This window comes from Mesorhizobium sp. B2-4-1 (assembly GCF_006442185.1).
Taxonomy (GTDB): Bacteria; Pseudomonadota; Alphaproteobacteria; order Rhizobiales; family Rhizobiaceae; genus Mesorhizobium.
The window spans coordinates 430,931-453,863 of record NZ_VFVN01000002.1; the positions used below are offsets into that span (position 1 = coordinate 430,931).

A 22,933-nucleotide genomic window follows, 5' to 3' on the forward strand; every position below is an offset into this window, starting at 1 on the left:
GTTGAACCAATGGTTTATTGAGAAAACTCCATTGAGCCCACCCGTTTGCGCAGAGCGTACGTTCACCGTTTGATGTACGGTCCGTCAACATAAATCGAACCGAACGGTTCGGTCTTATCTACGTAAGGCCCGCGCAAGTGGCCGCATCCGGGCGTTTGCTTTGCGGCTGGGTCGACATTGTCGCTTGCAAACGGGCTGAAGGACGCGCCAAGAGGCGCGCCGCATTCTCCACGCGGAGGCTTCGCCTCCGGTCGCGGCAGGCGCAAGCTTTCAGTCATTTTGCCGACTGGAGAAATGGAAAGCGGCGGGTTCTGGCCCGTCAGGAAGCGCCAAAGCCAAGGACGTCGCGCATGCCGTATTGACCGGGCGGTCGCCCGGTCACCCAGAGGGCTGCGGCGATGGCGCCACGGGCGAACATGAGGCGGTCGTCGGCCGCATGCGACAGGGTCACGGTCTCGCCCTCGGTGCAGAAGCTGACGCTGTGCTCGCCGACGATGCTGCCGCCGCGCAGCACCGCGAAGCCGATCTCGCCGGCAGGCCGCACACCGGTGACACCGTCGCGAACACGCCTCGCCATCGCATTGAGTTCGACGCCGCGTCCGTCGGCAATGGCTTGGCCGAGCATCAGGGCGGTGCCCGATGGCGCATCGATCTTGTGGCGGTGATGCGCCTCTAAAATCTCTGCATCCCAGTCCGCGGGACCGAGCGCTCTCGCCGCCTGCTCGACCAATCCGACCAGCATGTTGAGCCCAAGCGAAAAGCTCCCGGAGCGTACGATGACAACGGTTTTCGCGGCATCGGCGATGGCTGCCAATTCAGCGTCATCGAAACCGGTCGAGCCAATGACCATGGCAGGCCCGCGACGGCCGGCGCAGGCTCTCGCCAGATCGGCCGATGCCGCCGGCGTGGTGAAATCGACGACCACATCGGCCAGGCCGAGCGCCTCGTCGCGACTGACCAGGCCATCGCCGACGACGCCCGGTCGATCAAAGCGGGCAGTAAGCGCCAGCCGCGAGTCGGCCTGCACGGCGTCCGCCATCTGGCGCCCCATGCGGCCGAGCGCACCGGCAATTGCGATCCTGACTGGCGCCATCGCCGCGACTATTTCCACATGCCGCGCATGCGCGCGCCAATGTCGACGCGTATCTCCGGCCGGGGCGCCCTGCCCGGCGCTGCTTGCGCTGCCGGCCATACCGTCTGTTCGAATGCCGCAAGGAGGGAGGCCGGGATGAAGCGCGTGCGCGAGGCATAGACATGGCGGTCGCCGCGCGCCGCCTGGCCATGCGCAAAGAAGCGCTGCGGCATGACCAGGTTGAGGCTGTCCTTGGCCCTTGTCATCGCCACGTAAAGCAGCCGGCGCTCCTCCTCGATATCTTCCCTGGTACCAACACCGAGATCGGCCGGAATGCAGCCATCCACAGTGTTGAGCACAAACACGTTCTTCCACTCCTGGCCCTTGGCCGAGTGGATGGTCGACAGGATCAAATAATCCTCGTCGCGGTGCGGCGGCCCGGCCTGGTCACTGGTCGCGTCCGGCGGATCGAGCGTCAGCTCGGTCAGGAACCGTTCGCGCGAAGCGTAGCCGGATCCGATCTGCTCGAGCTGCAGAAGGTCGGCCCGGCGCGTGGTTGCGTCCTCGTGGATGCGCTCGAGATGCGGCTCGTACCAGAGCCTGACCTGTTCGAGATCGGCCGGCCATTTGGCGCCGGCACGCAGGCCGGAGTAGAGCGAGACGAAGCCCGGCCAGTCATCCGCCGCGCGCTGCGGCGGCCGCCAGCCGGCAAGGCCCATCGCCTCGTCCAGCGCCGATGTCATCGTCTCCACGACTTGCGCGGCGGCCGAGGGGCCGATGCCCGGCAAAAGCTGCAGCACGCGAAATCCGGCGACGCGGTCGCGCGGGTTTTCGGCAAAGCGCAGCACCGCCAGCACATCCTTGACGTGAGCGGCATCGAGGAATTTCAGCCCACCGAACTTGACGAAGGGAATGTTGCGCCGCGTCAGCTCGATTTCCAGCGGCCCGCTGTGATGCGAGGCGCGAAACAGTACCGCCTGCGATTTCAGCGCCGTGCCGGCCTCGCGCTCGGCCAGGATGGCCTCGCAGACGAAATTGGCCTGTTCGACCTCGTCGCGTACAGTCACCAGCCTCGGCTTGGCGGCGGATTTGCGTTCCGACCACAGGTTTTTGGTGAAGCGTTCCGAAGCCTCGCCGATCACCGCATTGGCGGCGGCCAAAATGGTTTCGGTCGAGCGGTAGTTGCGCTCCAGCATCACCACATCGGCGGCCTGCGCGAATTGGTTTGGGAAGTCCAGGATATTGCGCACCTCGGCGGCGCGGAACGAATAGATCGATTGCGCATCGTCGCCGACCACCGTCAGCCCGGCGCCATCGGGTTTGAGCGCCATGAGGATCGAGGCCTGCAGCCGGTTGGTATCCTGGTATTCGTCGACCAGCACATGGTCGAAGCGCCCGCCCAGATGCGTCGCAATTTCCGGTTCCGCGGTCATCTGTGCCCAGTAGAGCAGCAGGTCATCGTAATCGAGCACGTTCTGCGCCTGCTTGGCCTCGACATAGCCGGCGAACAGCTGCTTCAGCTGTTCGGCCCAGCCGGCGCACCACGGAAAGGCGGAGCCCAGCACCTCGCCGAGCGGCGCCTGCGCGTTGACGGCGCGCGAATAAATGGCAAGGCAGGTGCCCTTGGTGGGAAAGCGCGCTTCCGTCTTCGAGAAGCCGAGTTCGTGGCGCACTAGGTTCATCAGGTCGGCCGAATCCTCGCGATCGTGGATGGTGAACGCCGGATCGAGGCCGATCTCCTGCGCGTAATCGCGCAGGAGCCGTGCACCGATGCCATGGAAGGTGCCGGCCCAGGTCAGCGCGTCAGTGACGATCGAGGCGTCACGGCCGAGCACCTCGCCAGCGATGCGCTCGACGCGCCGGGCCATTTCGGAGGCGGCGCGACGTGAAAACGTCATCAGCAGGATGCGGCGCGGATCAGCGCCCTTGACGATGAGATGGGCTACGCGATGCGCCAGCGTGTTGGTCTTGCCCGAGCCGGCGCCGGCAATGACCAGCAGCGGTCCGGCGATCCTGCCGTCGCCATGCTCGACAGCCTGGCGTTGGGCATCGTTCAGCCTTGCGAGATAAGCAGGCTGGTCGGTCGGTTCCCGAAATGTCGAATCATGAGCGGCAAGGTTCATCGCCCATCAAGCATCGTTTCCGCTTTGTTCGCAACAAGGAAGCGGCGCGGCGAGCTCAAGGTCGACAGGTCAGCGTTCCGGATCGACACCCATCGCCGCCGACTGCCTGCGCAATGTCTCCCGATCATTCTTCGGGACTGGCAGCAACAGGGGATCGACGGTGTCGGGTACGTCCTCGATCAGCTTGCGCGCGAGGCGGTAAGTGACGAAGGCGATGGTGCAGGCCAAGAGCAGACGGATCATCCAGCAGTCCTCCTTTGCCTGATCCAACCGGAGACATGAGCTTTTGTTCCTCGGCTTGATCGTCGCAACCAAACGGAAGTCGTCTCGTTGTCAGACGAGAGGAGGTAGCGATGAAGAAGCTCTCCCTAGGCCTTCTGCTGATCGTTCTGGCCGTGTTGGCCTGCGACAACAACGTCCCGCCAACCAAGGCTCCGGCAGCGGAAAACCCGCACGCCGACGGCAATCCTGTAGCCGGTAAGACCGGCAAATGAGTTGACATGCGTGCAGCAACGCCGCGGACCACGGCGGGACAGCACAAAGCACAGCCTGGAAAGGACGGCCGGCGCCGCTTGGGAGGTGCCTGATAGCGCCGGCCAGGCGGATATCAGGTCCGCCGCAATATGGATGTTAGCTGAGTCTTGCCGTAGCGTCATGGGGATTCCACCCCTTTGGCTTCCCGCCAAATTCCGGAACGACCGCGCCGTTCATGCTCCCAATCGCCGTCTGACGACCGCGGCATGGAAATTCGTGCCGAACAGCAGGCCGTCATCGTTGAAGTCGTAGCTCGGATTGTGCAGCGGCGCCGTGTCGCCATTGCCGAGGAAGACGAAGCAACCGGGCACGTGAGCGAGGAAACGGGCAAAATCCTCAGAGCCGGTCATCGGCTCGCGGGCGACGGCGACGCCTTCGGGCGCGAACACGTTTCCGGCGGCTGCAAAGGCCTCGTCGACCAATTCGGCGTCGTTGTGCAGCGGCACGAATTCCCTGCTGTAGGCGACCTCGGCGGTGACGTTGTAGGCGGCGGCGGTGCCGGCGGCGATGGTGCGCATCTGCTTCTCGATCTCGGCGCTGACCTCGGGGCGAAAGCTGCGGGCGTCTCCCAGGATACGGGCAAGGCCGGGCAGCGCGTTGCGGGTGCCGTCGGTGATCAGCTCGGTTACCGAGACCACCGATATGTCGGCCGGGCTCAGCCGGCGCGAGACGATGGTTTGCAGATTGGTGACCAGCGCGCAAGCGGCGACCAGTGTCTCCCGGCCGTCCTGCGGCCCGGCAGCGTGGCCGCCGCGGCCTCTCAGAACAATCTCGAAGATATCCTCGGCCGACATCATCGGGCCGGGGCGGGTTTCGAAATGGCCAATCGGCAATCCGGGCAGATTGTGCAGGCCGAAAATCTCATCGAAGGGAAAGCGGCGCATCAACCCATCGTCGAGCATGGCCAGCGCGCCCCTGCCCCACTCCTCGGCCGGCTGAAAGATGAAGCGCACCGTGCCGTTGAACCCGCCCTCCCCGGCCAGCAGCTTCGCCGCGCCGAGCAGCATGGTGGTGTGGCCGTCATGGCCGCAGGCGTGCATGATTCCGGGATTTTGCGAGCCATAGGCCACAGCCGATTGCTCGGTGATGCGCAGGGCATCCATATCGGCCCTGAGCGCGATCGCCCTGTTGCCGCTGCCGCGCTTCAGCGTGCCGACGACGCCGGTGCCGCCGACGCCCTCGGTCACATCGTCGAGGCCGAATTCGCGCAGTTTGGCAGCGACGAAGGCCGCGGTGCGCTTTTCCTCGAACCCGAATTCCGGATGGGCATGCAGATCGCGCCGCCAGCCGGTCATCTCCTGCTTCAAGGCATCGAGATCGATTTTGGCCATTTCTCCGCCCCTCTCAAACTAGGTTGCAAGTCGGGTGACGACATCGAGCAGAATGTTGGCGCCGGCGACGAGCTCGGTATCCTCGGTGTATTCGCGCGGATTATGGCTGATGCCGCCGGCGCTCGGCACGAAGATCATCGCGGCAGGTGCGATACGCGCCATCATCTGCGCATCATGGCCGGCGCCGGACGTCATGCGCTTCGAAACCAGCCCGCGACTGATGGCAGCGGCCTCGATCAGCTCCACGATGCGGCTGTCGAAGATCACCGGCTCGAAGCGCGCCAGCCGCTCGACCGAGATCGTCACGCCTTCGGCGGCGGCGAGTTCTTCGAGGTGAGCGGCGAGTGCTGCTTCCTCCGCCTGCAGCCGGTGCTCGAAAGGATCGCGCAGGTCGATGGTGAAGACCGCTCGCGAGGGAATGACGTTGATGGCGTTGGGCTCGAAACGCATCGTGCCGACGGTGGCGACGGTCGGCGTGTTCGAAGCCTTGGCACGATCGTGCAGGAAGGCGACGACACGGGCGGCCGCATGGCCGGCGTCGCTGCGCATCGACATCGGCGTGGTGCCGGCATGGTTGGCGACCCCGTCGATGGTGATGCGCTGCCAGCAGATGCCTTGCAGGTTTTCCACCGCGCCGATCGGCGCGCCTTCGCGCTCCAGCACCGGGCCCTGCTCGATATGCAGTTCGAGATAGGTATGCGGCTTGAGGAAGCCCGGCTGCTCGTCGCCGGCATAGCCGATGCGCGCCAGTTCCTGCCCGAGCACGCTGCCGTCCGTCCCCACGGCCGCCAGCGCCTCGTCGATCGCAACACCGCCGGCATGAACCAGCGAGCCCATCATGTCGGGGGAATAGCGCACGCCTTCCTCATTGGTGAAGGCGGCGACGGCCAACGGGCGCGACAGGACAAAGCCTGACGCCTTCAGTGTCTCGATTGCCTCCAGCCCGGCCAGCACGCCGTAGCAGCCGTCATAAATGCCGGCATCTATGACCGTATCGATATGCGAGCCTATCAGGATCGGCGCCTGCCCGGCATTCCCAGGCGTCCGCCAGATGCCGAAGATATTGCCCATGCGGTCGATGGCGACTTCGAGCCCCGCCTCGCGCAACCAGCCGACGAAGCGGTCGCGGCCCTGCCGGTCGGCGTCCGAGGCGGCAAGCCGCACCAGCCGGCCCTCGCCGTCGCGGCCGATGGCGCCGAGGTCCCGAATACGGCCAAGCAGCCGCCGCGCGTCGACCGAGATCATGGCGTTGCTCCAGAAAGTACCTTGCCCGCAAGCACGTCCGCGGCGGCCACGCCGACGAGTTCGGCATAACGCCTGGGATCGGTTGCGCCTTCGGTGTTGACGACCAGCACCCGCGAGAGCCGGTCGAGGCCGAGTTCGGCCTTGTTGTCGGCCAGCGCCCGGATCAGTCCGGCCAGGCCGACCCCGCCGCTTTCGCCGGCAACGATGGCCGGATCGCCGCCGGCCGGCCGCGCAAGCCTCCGCATCACAGCGACCGCATCCTCCTCGTCGACGGTCATGAAGGCATCGGCGGCACGCGCCAGCACGCGCCAGGCGACAGGCGACGCCTCGTAGCATTCGAGCATCGCCATGACAGTCGCTTCGCCATGCGCGATCTTGACAGGATGGCCAGCCCTGGCGGCGCCCAGGATACAAGCGGCACGTGCGGGCTCGACCACGGTGAAGACCGGCCTGGCATTACCGAGCACGATGGCGAGATGGCCAGCCAGGGCAGCGGCAATGCCGCCGACCCCGGCCTGGACGAAGACGTGGGTGGGCGGTTCGCCGAGCTGGCGCAGCGCCTCGCGCATGATCGCGGTGTAGCCTTGCATGACGAGGCCTGGAATGCGCTCATAGCCCGGCCACGACGTATCGGACACGACGGTCCAGCCCTTGTCCGCCGCGACGCGTGCGGCTTGCCTGACCGAATCATCGTAGTTGCCGTCGACGCGGATCATCTCGGCGCCGTAGCGGGCGATAGCCGTGATGCGCTCGTCGCTGACGCCGGCATGGACGAAGATCGCCGCCCTCGCGCCGACAAGCCGCGCGCCCTGTGCCACCGAGCGGCCGTGATTGCCGTCGGTCGCGCAAGCCATCGTCATGGTGGCGGCGACCGCCCTGACATCGGGCTGATCGAGATCGGCGATGCCGAGCGGCCTGCCAAGCCGGCGGCCGGCTTCCTCCAGCACCAGATGAACGACGGCATAAGCGCCCCCAAGCGCCTTGAAGCTACCGAGGCCGAGGCGAAAACCCTCATCCTTGAGGTGGATGGCGCCAATGCCCAGTTCGGAGGCCAGCGCCGGCAGCGCATGCAGCGGCGTCTCCTGATGATTGTCGCGATGGGACAGGAAACGCTCGGCCGCGTCGGCCCCCGCAACCCCGAGCGTTTCGGCGTCGACCGGATCGAGTGGGCTGCCGTGCAAGGCATTGCGGTTGAGCAGGAACATCAAGGCCTCCTTGGCTGACGACGAGACTATATTGCAAGGCAGGCGCAAAAAGCGCTGTATTCAAGGTGCCGAAATGCAAGTTTGTTTCTTCAGGACATGCCATTGCCCGCTTTGCCAGCCTCGCTCGACAGTTTCGACCTCGCCATTCTCGCCGTGCTGCAGAAGGACAACACGACGCCGCAGCGACTGATCGGCGAGGCCGTGAACCTGTCGGCGCCGGCGGTGCAGCGCCGTATCAAGCGCATGCAACAGACCGGCGTCATCGCGGCCAATGTCGCGGTCATCGAACCGGCGGCGGTCGGCCAGCCCATCACCATCTTCGTCGAGGTCGAACTCGAAAGCGAACGCACCGAACTGATCGACGCGGCCAAGCGGCAATTCCTGGCGGCGCCGGAAGTCCAGCAGTGCTACTATGTGACAGGCGAGGCCGACTTCATCCTGGCCATCACGGTGGCCGACATGAGCGCCTATGAGGCGCTGACGCGGCGCCTGTTCTTCAACAGCAACAATGTCCGCAAATTCCGCACCTTCGTGGCCATGGACCGCGTCAAGGTCGGCCTGACGGTGCCGCTGCCGGGATGAGCGATCAGGTTGCATGTCTGGCATGCTTTCGCCATTCTCCGCATCGCGAATTAGCGGCGGGAGGCGCGCTTGCACGACACCACCCCGGTTGCGATCATCGGTGCCGGGCCGGCGGGCCTGGCCGTTGCCGCGTGCCTGCGGCAGGCCGGGGTCGACTTCATCCTGCTTGAAAAAGAGCAGCAGCCCGCTCCCGCCTGGCGGCGCCACTACGAGCGCGTCCACCTGCACACGACCAAGCGCTATTCATCCCTGCCCTTCGTGCCCTTCCCCAGGCATTATCCGCGCTATGTGCCACGTGATCTGTTCGTCGAATACCTCGATACCTATGCGCAACGCTTCGATCTGCGGCCCCGCTTTGGAGAAGCGGTGCGTGCGATCCGCCGGCAGGGCAGAAGCTGGGGCGTCGAAGCGACATCAGGCACCGTACGCGCTTCCCATGTGGTGATTGCCTCGGGATACAATGCCGAGCCGCTGATGCCGGCATTCGCCGGCGCCGGCAGTTTCAAGGGCAAAAGTCTGCACAGCGCGGATTACCGCAACAACACGCCGTTTGCCGGCCAGTCGGTGCTGGTCATCGGCATGGGCAACACCGGCGCCGAGATCGCGCTCGACCTGGCAGAAGGCGGCGCGCATCCGGCGATCTCCGTGCGCGGCGGCGTCCATATCGTGCCGCGCGAACTGCTCGGGGTGCCCATCCAGGTCGTCGGCATGGCGACGCGCCTGGGGCCGCGACGCGTCAATGACGCCGTCTTTCCTATCATCCTCGATCTGGTGTTGGGCAGGCTGGAGAAATATGGGCTCAAACGGCCCAAGCAGGGATTGCTGGAGCAGATATCCCTGGCGTCGCGCATCCCGGTGATCGATGTCGGCACCATCGGTAAGATCCGCGAAGGCGCGATCAAGGTCGCGCCCGACATTGCCGAGATATCAGAGGGCGGCGCCCGTTTCGTCGATGGTCGGCACAGCGACTTCGACGCGATCATCTTCGCCACCGGCTACCGCCCAGCCTATGCCAAATTCCTCCAGCCCGGCGTCGAGCCTGGCGCCAGCGGCGTCAATGCGCGCGCTTCGGAACTCGGTCTTTATCTCGTCGGCTTCCACAATTCGGTCACCGGCCTGCTGCGCGAAATCGGAATCGAAGCCCAGGCGATCGCCGACGACATCCGTCTCCGGCAGAACAGAAAAAGGACGTAGAAGCCCTGCCGGTGTGAGCTGGCGATCACCCCGCCTTGCGCAGCCACACCTTGTTGTCGTGGAATGCCGCGCCGCCATAGGGTGCGGGCGCGTCGGCGCCAGTCAGCACGTTGATGCCCTCGCCGCGCTCATGCGCGCTGTTCGGCCAGATGCCTTCGGCAATCACCACGCCGCGCTTGATGCCGTCGAACAGCTTTGCATGCAACACCACTTCGCCGCGCGCATTGCCGAGTTCGACACGGTCGCCCTCTGCCAAACCGTGTGCGGCGGCATCGTCGGGATGCAAGAGCAATTCCGGCCGGCCCTCCTTGGCCCTCGACACCGGCGTTTCGGAAAAGGTCGAGTTGAGGAAGTTGCGTGCCGGCGACGTAGCCAGCCGGAACGGATGCGCCTCGTCGGCAACCTCGATCAGGTCGACATGATCAGGAAATTGCGGCAACTGCTCCACCGGGCCGAACAGGCCCATGCTTTTCGGCGGCCTATTGGGGGCGGCTTGTCCGGTCCAATCGGCGCGGAAGCGGAATTTGCCGTCCGCATGGCCGAAGCCCTTGGTGAAATGCGCGGTTTCGAAATCCGGCTGCAGGTCGACCCATTTCTGCTCCTTCAGGCTGGCAAAGCTGCCCAACCCGCGCTTGCCCAGGATGATGTCGATATGCTGCTGTTCGGTGAGGCCGAAGCCCGGCCTGTCGGCGACTCCGAGGCGCTCAGCCAATTGCTCGATGACGAAATGGTTGGTGCGCGGCCCTTCCGGCGGCTCGATCAGCTTCGGGCCGAGCGTGATGTGCTGGTTGCCGCCGCCCTTGTAGATGTCGTCATGCTCGACGAACATCGTTGCCGGCAGCACGACGTCGGCGAGCTTGGCCGTGTCGGTCATGAACTGCTCGTGCACGCAGGTGAACAGATCCTCACGCAAGAAACCCTGCTTCACCAGTCGCTGCTCGGGCGCGACATTGGCCGGGTTGGTGTTCTGGATGAGCAGCGCCGTCACCGGCGGCCCGCCATAGAGCGCATCCGGCGCCCCCGTCAGCACCGGGCCGATGCGCGAATGGTCGAGAAAGCGGATCGAGGGATCGCGCATGCGCGTGCCCTCCAGCACCTCCTGGTTGAGCTTGAAGATGCCGGAATTGGAATGGAAGGCGCCGCCGCCCTCATATTGCCAGGCGCCGGTGACGGCGGCGATGCAGGAGGCGGCATGCATGTTGACCGCGCCGTTGCGCTGGCGGGCAAAGCCGTAGCCGAGGCGGAAATAGGTTTTCCTGGTCATGCCGACGAGACGGGCAAAGTTCTCGATCTCGGCCACAGTCAGTCCAGTGATCGCGGCCGCCCATTCGGGTGAGCGCGTGCGCAGATGCGCTTCCAGACCTTTCGGGTCATCGGTGTATTTCTCGAGATAGGCGCGGTCGGCCAAGCCTTCCCTGAACAGCACATGCATGACCGCGCAAGCCAGCGCGCCATCGGTGCCAGGCTTCAGGACAAGGCCCATATCGGCCTGCTTCATCGTGGCGTTCTCATAGACGTCGATGACCACGATCCTGGCACCGCGCTCCTTGCGTGCCTTGATGGCGTGGGTCATGACGTTGACCTGGGTCACCACGGCATTGGTGCCCCAGATCACCACGCAATCGGACTTGGCCATTTCGCGCGGGTCGGGACCGCGCAGCGCGCCCGCCCCCATCATCCAGCCGGTCCAGGCCAGGTTGGTGCAGATCGAGCCAAAGAAGCCCGAATATTTCTTCGCATGCCGCAGCCGCTCGATACCGTCGCGCTGCACCAGCCCCATCGTGCCGGCATAGAAATAGGGCCAGACCGTCTCCGAGCCGTATTTTTCCTCGGCCGCGATGAATTTTTCGGCGACGAGATCCAGCGCCGCCTCCCAACTTGTTTCCTGCCAGGCGCCCTCGCCCTTGGCGCCTTTGCGCACCAGCGGCTTCAGCAAGCGGTCGGGATGGTGGACGCGGTCTGCGTAACGAGCAACCTTGGCGCAGACAACGCCAGCCGTATAGCTGTTGGACTTGGCGCCATGGACGCGGCCGATGCGGTTGCCGTCAAGCAACTCGACCTCGAGCGCGCAGGTCGACGGGCAATCATGCGGACAGGCCGAATGGCCGATGCGAAGGCTGGCGTGCTGGTTCATGGCACGTGTTTAGCCGTTTTCGAACAAGGCGTGTAGGGCCAGATCTGACCGTCCCCTTGAAGGAGAGGGTCGGCGCGTAGCGCCGGGGTGGGTTGTGGCGCAGACCCCCACCCCGCTCCGCTTCGCGGATCGACCCTCCCCACAAGGGGGAGGGTAACTACTCCGCCGTGCCTTCCTCATACTCGGCCGACATGGTCAGCCATTTTTCCTCGTGGCCGGCGAGCGTCTGGGCGAGTTGCGATCGCTCCTTGGCCAGCCTTGTCGCCGTCGAGGGATCCTTTTCGTAGATTGCTGGGTTGGCCAGTTCGTCCTCGATGCCGTCGATGCGCTTGCGGATGCGGTCCATCAGCGCTTCGGTGGCGCGAATTTCCTTGGCCAGCGGCTCAAAGGCGGCGCGGCGCTGGGCCGCCTCGCGGCGGCGGTCGGCCTTCGAGGCTTTTTCCGCCTCGCGCCGCTCGCGCCGGTCGCCGGACACGCCGGTGACCAGCGTCTTGTAATCTTCGAGGTCGCCGTCATAGGGATTGACCGCGCCATCCTTGACCAGCCACAGCCGGTCCGCCGTCGCTTCCAGGAGATGGCGGTCGTGCGAGATTAGGATGACGGCGCCGGGGAACTCGTTCAGCGCATGGATCAAGGATTCGCGGCTGTCGATGTCGAGATGATTGGTCGGCTCGTCAAGGATGAACAGGTTCGGCCCCTCGAAGGCCGACAGCCCCATCAACAGCCGCGCCTTCTCGCCGCCGGACAGGTCTTTCGCCGCCGTGTTCATCTTTTCGGTGGTGAGCCCAAACTGGGCGACACGGCCGCGCACTTTCGATTCCGGCGCTTCGGGCATCAGCCTGCGAACATGCTCGTAGGCGTTTTCCTCAGGCCTGAGATCGTCGAGCTGGTGCTGTGCAAAGATCGCCACCTTCAGCCCGGGCGCCACGGTCATGGTGCCGGTCTCCTGCTTCAGGCGACCGGACAGAAGCTTGGCGAAGGTCGATTTGCCGTTGCCATTCGCGCCAAGCAGCGCGATTCGGTCGTCGGCATCGATGCGCAAGGTCATTTTCTTCAGAATCGGCTCACCGGGGGTATAGCCGACATTGACATTGTTCAGCGCGACGATTGGCGAGGCCACCGTCTTCACCGGCTCCGGGAAAGAAAATGGCCGCACCGTGTCGTTCACGATGGCCGTGATCGGCTTCATCTTTTCAAGCGCCTTGATGCGGGACTGAGCCTGTCTTGCCTTGGATGCCTTTGCGCGAAAACGCTCGACGAAGGATTCCATATGCTTGCGGGCGGCTTCCTGCTTGATACGGCCCTTTTCCTGCTGTTCTTTCTGCTCGGTGTACTGGCGTTCGAACTGATCGTAGCCGCCGCGCCAGAAGGTCAGCTTCTTCTGGTCGAGATGGACGATCGAATTGACGGCGCGGTTAAGCAGGTCGCGATCGTGCGAGATCAGCAGCACCGTGTGCGGATATTTGGAAACATAGTTCTCAAGCCACAGCGTGCCTTCGAGATCGAGATAATTGGTCGGCTCGTCGAGCAGCAGAAGATCGGGTTCGGAAAACAGCACGGCAGCGAGTGCCACGCGCATGCGCCAGCCGCCGGAAAACGAGGAGGCCGGACGGCGCTGCGCGGCGTCGTCGAAGCCGAGACCGGCCAGGATGGTGGCGGCGCGCGACTCGGCCGAATGCGCGTCGATATCGGCCAGCCGCATATGGATGTCGGCAATACGGTGCGGATCGGTCGCCGTCTTTTCCTCCTCGAGCAGCGCCGTGCGCTCGAGGTCGGCCTTGAGCACGATCTCGATCAGCGGCTCCTCGGTTCCGGGCGCTTCTTGCGCCACCTGGCCGATCCGCGTGTTCTTCGGCAGGCTGATCGAGCCCGTCTCGGAAGGGAAATCGCCTGTTATAGCCTTGAACAGCGTGGTCTTGCCGGTACCGTTGCGGCCGACAAGTCCGGCCTTGGTGCCGGCCGGCAAGGTCAGCGAGGCATGGTCGAGAAGCAAGCGCCCCGCCATGCGCAGCGAGAGGTCGTTGATGATAAGCATGGCCGCGCTTTTGCACGGGAGACCGGCGCTTCGCAAGACCTTGCGGGCCGGTTGGCCACGCAAGGCATGAAAACGGCGCGCGCAATGGCGCCGTCAACATCGCAGCTCAGAGGCTTCCGGCTGCGGTCGGCCGCGCTCAGGCGCTGGCTTTGCCGCGCTTTGTCGCCTTGGCCACGGGGGCCGGCGCTGCCGGCTTGCGGCCAAGTCCCGTCGACTTCGCCAGCGCTGACCGTGTCGCTGAGTAGTTCGGAGCGACCATCGGATAGTCGGGCGGCAGGCCCCATTTGGTGCGATACTCATCCGGGCTCAGCCCATAGTCCGTCCTGAGGTGCCGCTTGAGCGACTTGAACTTCTTGCCGTCTTCCAGGCAGACGATGTAGTCGGGAAAAACCGACTTCTTCGGGTTCACCGCAGGAACCAGGCTTGGGCTTTCCGCGACAACGGCACCTCCGAGCTTTCGCACCGAGGCACTGACGCTGGCAATCAGGTCAGGCAGGCCGGAAACCGGCAGCGGGTTGTTGCCGACATAGGCCGAGACAATGTCAGCGGTCAGCTCGATAACGGTCTTATCCTCGATATTTGACAAATCTTTCACCCTATTTGCGACAAAATCATCTACCCCAGAGAAGAATTTCGTCGATGCATTTATTTAACCGCGTCCCCCAAACGGACCAGCAAATCTCAAAACGAATCAAGACTTGCAGTCAAATATTTTTTAGGGAAATCGGCTCCGTGCAAACTAGAAAAGCTAATTTTTCGGGTCGGCAGACTTAGGCGGCCCGGTTGGAAGGCCAATATCTGTAAAACACGCGTCGTCGGTCATAACGCGCTCCAACGTCTTTCGGCCCTCAGTTCGCAGTTTCCGTGAAACGGTGAAAACTGCTCTATCGCAGCCGGCGGCCGAAATCAGGCGTATGCGCGCCCTTCCTCGGTGCGCTGGAAATGCGCCAGATCGAGCTGCACGGAAGGGCGGCCCAGAACCGTCAGGATCATATGGGCCTGGCCGCGGTGGTGGGTCTGGTGGTTGAAGACGTGGTCGAGCGCCGGAGCCAGCCGTTGCGAGACGGTGCGCATGTCCGATACCGTCATGTATATAAAGCGGCCCGACAGCGCCTTGTCGCTCAAACCGCCAACCCAGTCGACGATCCGCCGGTCCTCCGCCTCGCGCGCCATGCGCAGGCCCGGCAACGCCTGGTACAGTATGGCGTCCAGCGCCGTCGGCGCATCGCCCTCGCCGGTAAAGCGCTTCATCCAGATGCGATCGGCGGCCAGGAGATGGTTGAGCGTGCCCTTCATCGAGCCGAAGAAAGCGCCGACGTCGCGATTGAATTCCTCTTCGTCGAGATCGGCGGCGGCATCGTAGATGCGGCCATTGGCCCATTGATTATAGGCCGCAAACATCATGAAGTGCCGTTTCATCTTTTCTCCCGCCGGCCTGTGTCGAGGCGTTGCGGGATACCTAAACCGCAAGGAAGCCGCCGCCAATGACCATTCTGCTTTATGATCTCGTCGGACGCGACGCCACCCGCCCCTTCAGCCCGCATTGCTGGAAGGCGACGATGGCGCTGGCGCATAAGGGGCTGGAGATCAGCGCGGTGCCGACGCGTTTTCTCGAAGTGCCCCGCGTCGAGGGCGGCGCATCGAAACTCGTGCCGGTGATCCGCGACGGCGAGACGGTCGTCGCGGATTCCTTCGCCATCGCGCTTTATCTCGACGAAACCTATCCGGACCGGCCGTCGCTGTTTGGCGGCGAAGGCGGCAAGGCCATGGCGCGCTTCATCGAGCGCTGGTCGCAACTGACCATCCATCCCTATGTGACCACCGCCGCGATCATGGACCTTTATGCTATGCAGGATACGGAGAACGCCGCCTATTTCCGCCAGAGCCGGGAGCAGCGCCTGGGCAAGAGCCTGGAAGAGGTGATGGCCGCGCGGGACGCCGGGCTTGGCAATTTCAGGGCTTCGCTGGAGCCGCTGCGCTCGATGCTCGCCTATCAGCCATTCATCGGCGGAGATTCGCCCCTGTTCGCCGACTATATCGTGTTCGGCGCGCTGCAATGGGCACGCGTCGCCTCGCCCTACCCATTGCTCGACGACCACGATGTCGTGGCGCAGTGGTTCGCCCGCTGCCTCGACCTGCATGGCGGGCTGGGTCGAACGGTTGCGGCGGCCGCGTGAACCGTAGCGCCTGATCTTGCGGCAGGGCTAACGACGAGCCATCGGCTCCGCTATGGCCAGGTCTTATTTGGCCGCCTTTTTTGGCTTGCCGAGCTTGGCCGCGGTCTTGGCCTCATTGGGCGCGGTTTTTGCCTTGCCGGCGACGGCCGCCTTTCTTGCTGGCTTCTTCACCGCGGATGACCCTGCGTCCTCCTGGTCGATGTCGGCCGTCGCCTGTTGCCAATGGCGCTCATGCTGTCCGGCCGGTTGCCCTTCTTCCTGCCAGATATGATGTGCGCGGCTGCGAATGCGCTCCTGGCGATCGTCTGTCATGGTCATGGTCTCCATCCGGGCCGACCTCAGCGCGGCGCCGACATGTGACTATAGCAAGCAAAGCCTAATATTGCAGCCGTCCGATCTCGGGCTGGCGGCATCGCCGATATCGGCCCGGCACGCAAACGCGCATGGCGTCGACTTCCCCTGTCGACACCTCTGTCGACTTCCTCTTGGCAATGGGCCGGCCGGCTTGTATAGAGCCCGCCACTCCCAATCCAACCAGACAAGGACGACCCAATGGCGCTCGAACGCACCTTTTCCATGATCAAGCCGGACGCAACGCGGCGCAATCTCACCGGCGCTATCACCAAGATGCTGGAAGATGCCGGTCTGCGCGTCATCGCTTCGCGCCGCGTTTGGATGAGCCGCCGTGAGGCGGAAGGTTTTTACGCCGTCCACAAGGATCGTCCGTTCTTCGGCGAGCTGGTGGAATTCATGTCGTCGGCGCCGACGATCGTGCAGGTGCTGGAAGGCGAGAACGCCATTGCCAGGAACCGTGAGGTGATGGGCGCCACCAACCCGGCCAACGCCGCCGAAGGCACCATCCGCAAGGTGCATGCGCTGTCGATCGGCGAGAATTCGGTGCACGGTTCGGACGCGCCGGAAACCGCCGCGCAGGAGATCAAGTACTGGTTCTCCGACACCGAGATCGTCGGCTGAGCCGACCCTGGCATTGTGACCGAAAAAGGCCGGCGGATTGCCGGCCTTTTTCATTGAAACGGATCGATCCGGCACTGCCGTTGAACCCTTGCCCGCGCTAAAGTCGGTCAGGCACAGGGAGCCGGCGAAGCATGACCAGCACCATTCCCGGCTTCTTCCAGGGCACCGAGATGCCATCGAGCGGCTGGTGGGAGGTGCTGTGGCCCGACCCCGGTGCCGTGCTTTCGTCAACGGGACTGAAGCCGGGCATGGAGGTGGCCGACCTCTGCTGTGGCGACGGCTGGTTTACGTTGCCCATCGCCAGGGTCGCCCGCCATGTCGTCGGCATCGATATCGATACCGACCTGCTCGACGTCACCCGTCGCCGGCTCAATGAAAACGGCACGAGGAATTTCGATCTCGTAGCGGGCGATGCCTATGAACTCGCGAGCCTGATATCCCGCCCCGTCGATTTCATCTTCATGGCAAACGCCTTCCACGGCGTGCCGGACCGGCCACGGCTGGCGCGAGCCGTTAGCGAAGCGCTCGTCCCTGCCGGACGCTTTGTTGTCGTCAACTGGCATCAGCAGCCGCGTGAACAAACCAGGGTGCTCGGCGAGCCCCGCGGACCGAAGACCGAATTGAGGATATCGCCGGAACAGACCATCACGGCCGTCGAGGCGGCCGGCCTCAAATTCATCGAGCTGGTCGAGGTGCCGCCCTACCACTATGGCGCCGTGTTCGAAAAAATGAGCGGCTGACCTCCGCCGACAGCCCTTTCACGGCATCAGCTCGCGGCGCTGAAACGCAGGATTTCGCGGCCGTTCCCGTCGGCGATGGTCAACTTGCCGGCATCGACTTTATACGAAGCCGCCTTTGCCAGAGCCTCGAACAGCGCCTTTTCCTCCGCCATCACCTCGGGCGCGCAGGCCTTGTAGGTCGAGCCGATGTCGCTGATCGCGATCTTCTGGCCATCGAGGTTGGCGGTGGCAAAATAGCTGTTGCAGGGACCGTTGCCGTCGGCCTTGCCTGCTTCACTCACCCGGAATGTCGCTTGCGATGCGGTGATGGCTACGCCGTCGACATAATCGAGAAGCCAAAGCTGATCGAGAACGGAAGCAGTGGGCTCGGGACTTGGCGTCACCATCTTGAGCATGATTGTTTGCGGCGCATCGGTCAGCGGATCGACTTGATGGCGCTCATCCGAGATGAACAGGAGCCTGTCGCCGACGGTGATGCGGGCCTGCAACGCATAGGTCATCCGCCGCTGGATCCGGGACGGATCGAATTTGACCGCAAAGCTGATCGGCACCTGGCCTGCCGGCGTCAGCTTCTGTTCGCCGACGATTTTGGCGGGCGCGTCGGCCAACGAGACATCGGCAAGCTGGACCGAGAGCACGGCATTGGGCGGCAAAGCGATGCGCTCGCGGTAGGTCACCTCGCCTTTCAGGGCTTTTTCGGCGGCCACGGAGAGTTCCGGCACGGCCAGTATACCGACGACCAGAGGCACGAAACCGAAGACGAAGAACTCCGCTATCCTGTCCAGCACGACCATCTCCCTTCCCCGGGCTGGCCACAGCCCAGGCTGACCAACAACGAATTGGCCAAAGGATTGCGGTCAATGCGTGGCTGATGCAAAATTATTCGGACGGTGGCCTTTTCCAGCGCCCTGCCGCCTGCTCGTCTTTCTCCTTGGCCTCGACCCAGCCGCCCTCGGAGCCGTCGGCATGATGCTCCTTTTTCCAGAAGGGAGCCTGCGACTTCAGATAATCCATGAGGAAATTCGCCGCCTCGAACGCGGCTTGCCGATGCACGGAGGCCGCCACCACCAGCACGATGTTCTCGCCTGGCCGGATCTTGCCATGACGGTGGATGGCGGTGATGCCCTGCAGCGGCCAGCGCTGAACCGCTTCGGCCGCGATGCGGGCGATTTCGGCCTCGGCCATGCCCGGATAATGCTCGAGCTCAAGGGCCGAGAGCGTCCCCTGCTCGTCACGGCACAGGCCCGAGAAGGTGACCACAGCGCCGATGTCGGCGCGGCCTTGCGTCAGTCTGGCGATTTCGGCGGCAACGTCAAAATCTCGGCGCTGAACGCGCACGACGGGTACGACCGCGCCGGCCATCTCAGCCCCCGGTCATCGGCGGAAACAGCGCGATCTCGCGCGCGCCTGCTATCTTCTCGCCGTGCTCGACATGTTCCTGGTTGATGGCGACGCGGATCACGTCGGGATATTGCAGCGCATGGTCGTATTCCTCGCCGCGCGACTTCAGCCAGCGCAACAGGTCCGCGACCGTGTCGACGCCATGCGGCAAGTCCACGTCTTCGTCCGGCTTGCCGATTCGCTCCCGCACCCAGGCGAAGTAGATGAGCTTCGTCATCCTATTCGTCCATGATGTGCTTGAGGCCGGCGCGGAAATAGTCATAGCCGGTGTAAAGCGTGACCAGGGCCGCGATCCACAACAGCACCAGGCCGGTCTGTGTGGTCAGCGGAAAAATCTTGTCGCCGGCCGGACCGGCGAGCAGGAAGGCGATAGCGACCATCTGGATGGTGGTCTTCCATTTGGCAAGCTGCGTCACCGGCACGGAGACCTTGAGCGCCGCCAGATATTCGCGCAGGCCCGAAACCAGGATTTCGCGGCACAGGATGATGATCGCCGCCCACAGCGACCAGCCGGCAATGCCGGCATGGCGGTCGGTGTCGGCGGCAAGCAGCAGCAGGCATGTCGCGACCAGCAGTTTGTCGGCAATGGGGTCGAGCATCTTGCCGATGTTCGAGGTCTGCTTCCAGGCGCGGGCGAAATAGCCGTCGAAATAATCGGTGATGGACGCCAGCAGGAAAATGATCAGCGCCGACCAGCGGGCGAAGTCGCTCGACTTCAGATGTCCCTCGAGGAAAAAGCACAGCACCACCAGCGGCACCGCGATAATGCGGGCGTAGGTGAGGATGTTCGGAAGGTTGAACGCGCGCTGAGCCATATCCGGGGGAACTCTTTCTGCCTGCGTACTCAAATCAGAAGCTGATGTAGGGGGTCAACAGGCCAAAATCGATTGGCCAGCAAAAATAGGCCAATCTTGTCATCTCGCGGGCTACGCCGCGCCGCCCCTTGCTTCGCCCGGGAGCCGACGGTGGCTTTCGGGCGACATGCATCAGTTCTCGTGAAAATGGTTGTAAACCAGTCTGGCCACCTGCTCGGAAATGCCGTCGACCTTTACCAGGTCCTCGATTGCCGCGCGACCGACCGCCTTGGCGGTGCCGAAATGCATCAGCAGCGCCCGCTTGCGGCTGGGGCCGATGCCGCCGATCTCGTCGAGCGGGCTCTTGACCATCTCCTTCTTGCGGCGAGCCCGGTGCGAGCCGATGGCGAAACGGTGAACCTCGTCGCGCAGGCGCTGGACAAAATAGAGCACGGGATCGCGTACCGGCAGCGAAAACGAGTCCCTGCCCTTGACGAAGAAGCGCTCGCGGCCCGCGTCGCGGTCCTGGCCCTTGGCGATGCCGATGGCCACGACCCGGTCCTCGATGCCGAGATCGGCGAGGGTCTTGCGCACCGCGCTCATCTGGCCCTGGCCGCCATCGATCAGGATGACGTCGGGCCAGGCAGGGAAGCCGCCCGACATGTCGCCCTCATCGCTGTCCGCCTCGCCTGCCGCGGCATCGTTGGGCGTCATATCGCCATGCTCCTTGAGCAATCGTGAAAACCGCCGCTCCATCACTTCGCGCATCATGCCGAAATCGTCGCCGGGCGTGATCTCGGTCGAGCGGATATTGAATTTCCGGTACTGGTTCTTCACAAAACCTTCCGGCCCGGCGACGACCATGGCGCCGACGGCGTTGGTGCCCATGATGTGCGAATTGTCGTAGACCTCGATGCGCACCGGCGGCTTTTCGAGCCCGAAGGTCTCGGCGAAGCCGGCGAGCAACCTGGCCTGCGTCGAGGTTTCGGCCAGCCGACGGCCGAGCGCCTCGCGGGCATTTTGCAACGCGTTGTCGGTCAGGTCCTTCTTCTCGCCGCGCTGCGGCACCGAGATCGATACTTTGCGGCCGGCGCGGGTCGAGAGCGCCTCGGCCAACAGTTCCTGGTCCTCCACGGCGTGCGACAGCAGAATGGCCCGCGGCGTCGGCTTGTCGTCATAGAACTGCGCCAGGAACGAGCCCAGCACCTCTGCGCCTTCCAGCGCCGGATCGGCCTTCGGGAAATAGGCGCGGTTGCCCCAGTTCTGGCCGGTGCGGAAGAAGAACACCTGGATGCAGACCTGGCCGCCCTCCTGATGGATTGCGAAGACATCGGCCTCGTCGACGGTCTGCGGATTGATGCCCTGGTGGCTCTGCACGTGCGAGAGTGCCGCCAGCCGGTCTCGATAGATGGCGGCGCGCTCGAAATCGAGGTCTTGCGAGGCCTGCTGCATGGCGGCCGAAATCTCGGTCTTCACCTTCTGGCTGCGGCCGGAAAGAAAATCCTTCGCCTCGGCGACCAGCTCGGCATAGTCGCTATGCGAAATCTCGCCGGTGCACGGACCGGCGCAGCGCTTGATCTGATAGAGCAGGCAAGGCCGCGTGCGGTTCTCGTAGAAGGAGTTGGTGCAACTCCTCAGGAGGAAGGCGCGCTGCAAGGAATTGATGGTGCGGCCGACCGCGCCCGCGGAAGCGAAGGGGCCGAAATAATCACCTTTGCGCGAACGCGCGCCGCGATGCTTGTAGATGCCGGGCGAGACATGGTCGCCCGTCAAGAGAATGTAGGGAAACGACTTGTCGTCGCGCATCAGCACGTTGAAACGTGGCCGCAGCCGCTTGATGAGGTTGGCCTCCAACAGCAGCGCCTCGATCTCGGTGCGGGTGACGACGAACTCCATCGTCGCGGTCTCGCGCACCATGCGGCCGATGCGGTTGGTGTGGAAGCGGCCTTGCGCGTAATTGGTGACGCGCTTCTTCAGGCTGCGGGCCTTGCCGACATAGAGCACGTCGCCATTGGCATTCATCATGCGGTAGACGCCCGGCGCATTGGGCAGCCGCTTGACCAGCGTCTGGATCACTTCGGCGCCGACCATGCCGTCGGCATCGCCGGCATGCGGCGTCCAGTCGATGGCGGTGAAGGCGACGTCCGGGCCGGCCGGTTCGACGATCTCCTCCGCCGCCTCGTCCTCGAGGTCGATTTCGGGTGGCAGATCGTCGGCGCCGCCACGCATCTTGTGTTTCTGCTCTGCGGGACTCATTCCGTCATGCCTGTCACATCAGGTGTGCGCCATGCAAGATGCTGGCCGCCATCAAGCGCGATCATCTGCCCGGTAACCGAGCGGGCTTCCCAGAGATAGCGGATTGTGGCGCCGAATTCCGGCAATTGCGGGCCGCGTTTCAAAATGAGACCGGCGAGTTGCGCGGCAAAGTCGCTGTCGTCCTGGTGCGCGTTCTTCAAGGTCGGGCCGGGACCGATGGCGTTGACGCGGATGCGCGGGCCGAGCGCCTGCGCCATCATCTGGGTTGCCGTCCACAAGGCGGACTTCGACAGCGCATAGGAGAAGTAGCGCGGCGTCGGCCGCCAGACACGCTGGTCGATCATGTTGACGATCAGCCCCTCTCGCCTGTCCGGCAGGGCCCGGGCAAAGTTCTGCGCCAACAGCGCCGGGGTCTTCACATGAATAGCGAAGTGGCGGTCCCAGGCCTCCCAGTCGAAGTCAAGAACCGAATCGTCCTCGAACAGCGAAGCGTTGTTGACCAGCAGCGAGATCGGCCCGAGCGCGGCTTCGGCGCGGCCGACCAGGTCGCCGACCTCGGCCATGTCGGTCAGATCGGCGGCGACCACGGCGGCGTGGCCGCCGGCGCGGTTGATCCGCTGGGCAAGCGCATCCGCGTCGTCGCGCGAGCGGTTGCAGTGAATGGCGACGGCAAAACCGTGGGCGGCGAGATCCTCGACAATCGCGCTACCGATCCGTTTTGCCCCGCCCGTCACCAGCGCCGCGGTGGCTTTGCTCATCTGTTGTCAATCCTCGGTTTCGGCGCGAAGGAGGGCGCCGGCAAATTATGGCCCGCCACCCGTCAAATGGCGTTCGCAGCTGCGGCAACATTGTGGCGAAACGGCCGGTTCGGCATCTCGAGCCGGCCGGCAATGAGCCGGCCTCAACACAATATAGGAGGCTGGACTCCTTGCACCAAGCCACCTGCGGTGCAGCACGGCCAATCTGCTGACATTTCGCTGTTGCGAAGATGCAACGCCAAATTTCTGCCTCATTCGCGCCGGGGAATGACCCAAGTTCAGGTTCGCTTCAGCCGTATTTCGACACGACATTTGGAACCGACGAACGCCAGATCCGTTTCACCCCCCGGACGGGTTGATGGGCGATCGTAAGAACA

General features: G+C 64.1%; 23 protein-coding genes. 6 read left to right on the forward strand and 17 right to left on the reverse strand.

Annotation, left to right across the window (positions count from 1 at the left end; genetic code table 11):
* Nucleotides 1-319: 319 nt before the first annotated feature.
* The 3 genes from dapB to FJ949_RS30250 all read right to left on the reverse strand — a co-directional run bounded on the left by dapB (nt 320) and on the right by FJ949_RS30250 (nt 3,438).
* On the reverse strand, nt 320-1,093 hold the full coding sequence (dapB, locus tag FJ949_RS06760; protein ID WP_140494363.1) for a 4-hydroxy-tetrahydrodipicolinate reductase: 774 nt from the start codon (nt 1,091-1,093) through the stop codon (nt 320-322).
* A gap of 8 nt (nt 1,094-1,101) precedes the next feature.
* The gene (locus FJ949_RS06765; protein ID WP_140494365.1) at nt 1,102-3,195 is read right to left on the reverse strand and encodes an ATP-dependent helicase; all 2,094 of its coding nucleotides are present in this window, start codon (nt 3,193-3,195) and stop codon (nt 1,102-1,104) included.
* Nucleotides 3,196-3,264: 69 nt separating this feature from the next.
* A complete protein-coding gene (locus FJ949_RS30250) occupies nt 3,265-3,438 on the reverse strand; it encodes a hypothetical protein (RefSeq protein WP_181165130.1) in 174 nt (57 codons plus the stop codon).
* 110 nt (nt 3,439-3,548) lie between these two features.
* Here FJ949_RS30250 and FJ949_RS30255 point away from each other — a divergent pair, with 110 nt between their 5' ends.
* Complete coding sequence (locus FJ949_RS30255) at nt 3,549-3,689, forward strand: hypothetical protein (RefSeq protein ID WP_181172055.1); 141 nt, start codon at nt 3,549-3,551, stop codon at nt 3,687-3,689.
* 213 nt (nt 3,690-3,902) lie between these two features.
* Here the strand turns inward: FJ949_RS30255 and FJ949_RS06770 are convergent, their stop codons facing one another.
* From FJ949_RS06770 to FJ949_RS06780, 3 genes are read right to left on the reverse strand one after another with little or no spacing between them, the layout of a single operon-like run.
* Entirely contained in the window at nt 3,903-5,060 is a 1,158-nt protein-coding gene (locus FJ949_RS06770) for a M20 aminoacylase family protein (protein ID WP_140494367.1), read from the reverse strand.
* An 18-nt stretch (nt 5,061-5,078) separates the two neighbouring features.
* Nucleotides 5,079-6,305 (reverse strand): Zn-dependent hydrolase, encoded by a 1,227-nt coding sequence (locus FJ949_RS06775; protein WP_140494369.1) that lies wholly within the window; start codon nt 6,303-6,305, stop codon nt 5,079-5,081.
* Nucleotides 6,302-7,510, reverse strand: a complete 1,209-nt coding sequence (locus FJ949_RS06780; protein ID WP_140494370.1) for a diaminopropionate ammonia-lyase — start codon at nt 7,508-7,510, stop codon at nt 6,302-6,304. Before FJ949_RS06780 ends, FJ949_RS06775 begins: the two co-directional genes overlap by 4 nt.
* A 96-nt stretch (nt 7,511-7,606) precedes the next feature.
* Between FJ949_RS06780 and FJ949_RS06785 the strand changes: the two genes are divergently transcribed.
* Both FJ949_RS06785 and FJ949_RS06790 read left to right on the forward strand, forming a co-directional pair.
* Entirely contained in the window at nt 7,607-8,092 is a 486-nt protein-coding gene (locus tag FJ949_RS06785; RefSeq protein WP_181165174.1) for an Lrp/AsnC family transcriptional regulator, read from the forward strand.
* Nucleotides 8,093-8,161: 69 nt separating this feature from the next.
* A complete protein-coding gene (locus FJ949_RS06790) occupies nt 8,162-9,286 on the forward strand; it encodes an NAD(P)/FAD-dependent oxidoreductase (RefSeq protein WP_140494374.1) in 1,125 nt (374 codons plus the stop codon).
* A gap of 25 nt (nt 9,287-9,311) precedes the next feature.
* Here the strand turns inward: FJ949_RS06790 and FJ949_RS06795 are convergent, their stop codons facing one another.
* The 4 genes from FJ949_RS06795 to FJ949_RS06810 form a co-directional block, all read right to left on the reverse strand.
* Nucleotides 9,312-11,420: a molybdopterin oxidoreductase family protein gene (locus tag FJ949_RS06795; protein ID WP_140494376.1), complete on the reverse strand. Its 2,109-nt coding sequence runs from the start codon at nt 11,418-11,420 to the stop codon at nt 9,312-9,314.
* A 157-nt stretch (nt 11,421-11,577) separates the two neighbouring features.
* Nucleotides 11,578-13,455, reverse strand: a complete 1,878-nt coding sequence (locus tag FJ949_RS06800; protein ID WP_140494379.1) for an ABC-F family ATP-binding cassette domain-containing protein — start codon at nt 13,453-13,455, stop codon at nt 11,578-11,580.
* A gap of 136 nt (nt 13,456-13,591) precedes the next feature.
* Nucleotides 13,592-14,041 (reverse strand): MucR family transcriptional regulator, encoded by a 450-nt coding sequence (locus FJ949_RS06805; RefSeq protein ID WP_140494381.1) that lies wholly within the window; start codon nt 14,039-14,041, stop codon nt 13,592-13,594.
* A 320-nt stretch (nt 14,042-14,361) separates the two neighbouring features.
* Nucleotides 14,362-14,874, reverse strand: coding sequence for a DinB family protein (locus FJ949_RS06810; RefSeq protein ID WP_140494383.1), 513 nt, complete (start codon nt 14,872-14,874; stop codon nt 14,362-14,364).
* A gap of 65 nt (nt 14,875-14,939) precedes the next feature.
* On the opposite strand from FJ949_RS06810, the gene FJ949_RS06815 reads away from it, so the two are divergent.
* Nucleotides 14,940-15,632: a glutathione S-transferase family protein gene (locus FJ949_RS06815; protein ID WP_140494385.1), complete on the forward strand. Its 693-nt coding sequence runs from the start codon at nt 14,940-14,942 to the stop codon at nt 15,630-15,632.
* 63 nt (nt 15,633-15,695) lie between these two features.
* Here the strand turns inward: FJ949_RS06815 and FJ949_RS06820 are convergent, their stop codons facing one another.
* Nucleotides 15,696-15,944, reverse strand: coding sequence for a DUF2934 domain-containing protein (locus tag FJ949_RS06820; RefSeq protein ID WP_224646404.1), 249 nt, complete (start codon nt 15,942-15,944; stop codon nt 15,696-15,698).
* A 240-nt stretch (nt 15,945-16,184) separates the two neighbouring features.
* Between FJ949_RS06820 and ndk the strand changes: the two genes are divergently transcribed.
* The gene (ndk, locus tag FJ949_RS06825; RefSeq protein WP_010915217.1) at nt 16,185-16,607 is read left to right on the forward strand and encodes a nucleoside-diphosphate kinase; all 423 of its coding nucleotides are present in this window, start codon (nt 16,185-16,187) and stop codon (nt 16,605-16,607) included.
* Between the two features lie 131 nt (nt 16,608-16,738).
* The gene (locus tag FJ949_RS06830; RefSeq protein WP_140494390.1) at nt 16,739-17,347 is read left to right on the forward strand and encodes a class I SAM-dependent methyltransferase; all 609 of its coding nucleotides are present in this window, start codon (nt 16,739-16,741) and stop codon (nt 17,345-17,347) included.
* A 26-nt stretch (nt 17,348-17,373) separates the two neighbouring features.
* Here the strand turns inward: FJ949_RS06830 and FJ949_RS06835 are convergent, their stop codons facing one another.
* From FJ949_RS06835 to FJ949_RS06860, 6 genes are all read right to left on the reverse strand, one after another.
* Nucleotides 17,374-18,135, reverse strand: coding sequence for a YbaY family lipoprotein (locus FJ949_RS06835; protein ID WP_140494392.1), 762 nt, complete (start codon nt 18,133-18,135; stop codon nt 17,374-17,376).
* Between the two features lie 91 nt (nt 18,136-18,226).
* Entirely contained in the window at nt 18,227-18,709 is a 483-nt protein-coding gene (locus tag FJ949_RS06840) for a molybdenum cofactor biosynthesis protein MoaE (RefSeq protein ID WP_140494394.1), read from the reverse strand.
* Nucleotide 18,710: 1 nt separating this feature from the next.
* Complete coding sequence (moaD, locus tag FJ949_RS06845; RefSeq protein ID WP_140494396.1) at nt 18,711-18,965, reverse strand: molybdopterin converting factor subunit 1; 255 nt, start codon at nt 18,963-18,965, stop codon at nt 18,711-18,713.
* Nucleotide 18,966: 1 nt separating this feature from the next.
* Nucleotides 18,967-19,563, reverse strand: a complete 597-nt coding sequence (gene pgsA, locus FJ949_RS06850) for a CDP-diacylglycerol--glycerol-3-phosphate 3-phosphatidyltransferase (protein ID WP_140494400.1) — start codon at nt 19,561-19,563, stop codon at nt 18,967-18,969.
* Between the two features lie 171 nt (nt 19,564-19,734).
* Complete coding sequence (uvrC, locus tag FJ949_RS06855) at nt 19,735-21,798, reverse strand: excinuclease ABC subunit UvrC (RefSeq protein WP_140494402.1); 2,064 nt, start codon at nt 21,796-21,798, stop codon at nt 19,735-19,737.
* On the reverse strand, nt 21,795-22,556 hold the full coding sequence (locus tag FJ949_RS06860; RefSeq protein ID WP_140494404.1) for an SDR family oxidoreductase: 762 nt from the start codon (nt 22,554-22,556) through the stop codon (nt 21,795-21,797). The genes uvrC and FJ949_RS06860 overlap by 4 nt, the downstream gene beginning before the upstream one ends.
* Between the last annotated feature and the right edge of the window lie 377 nt (nt 22,557-22,933).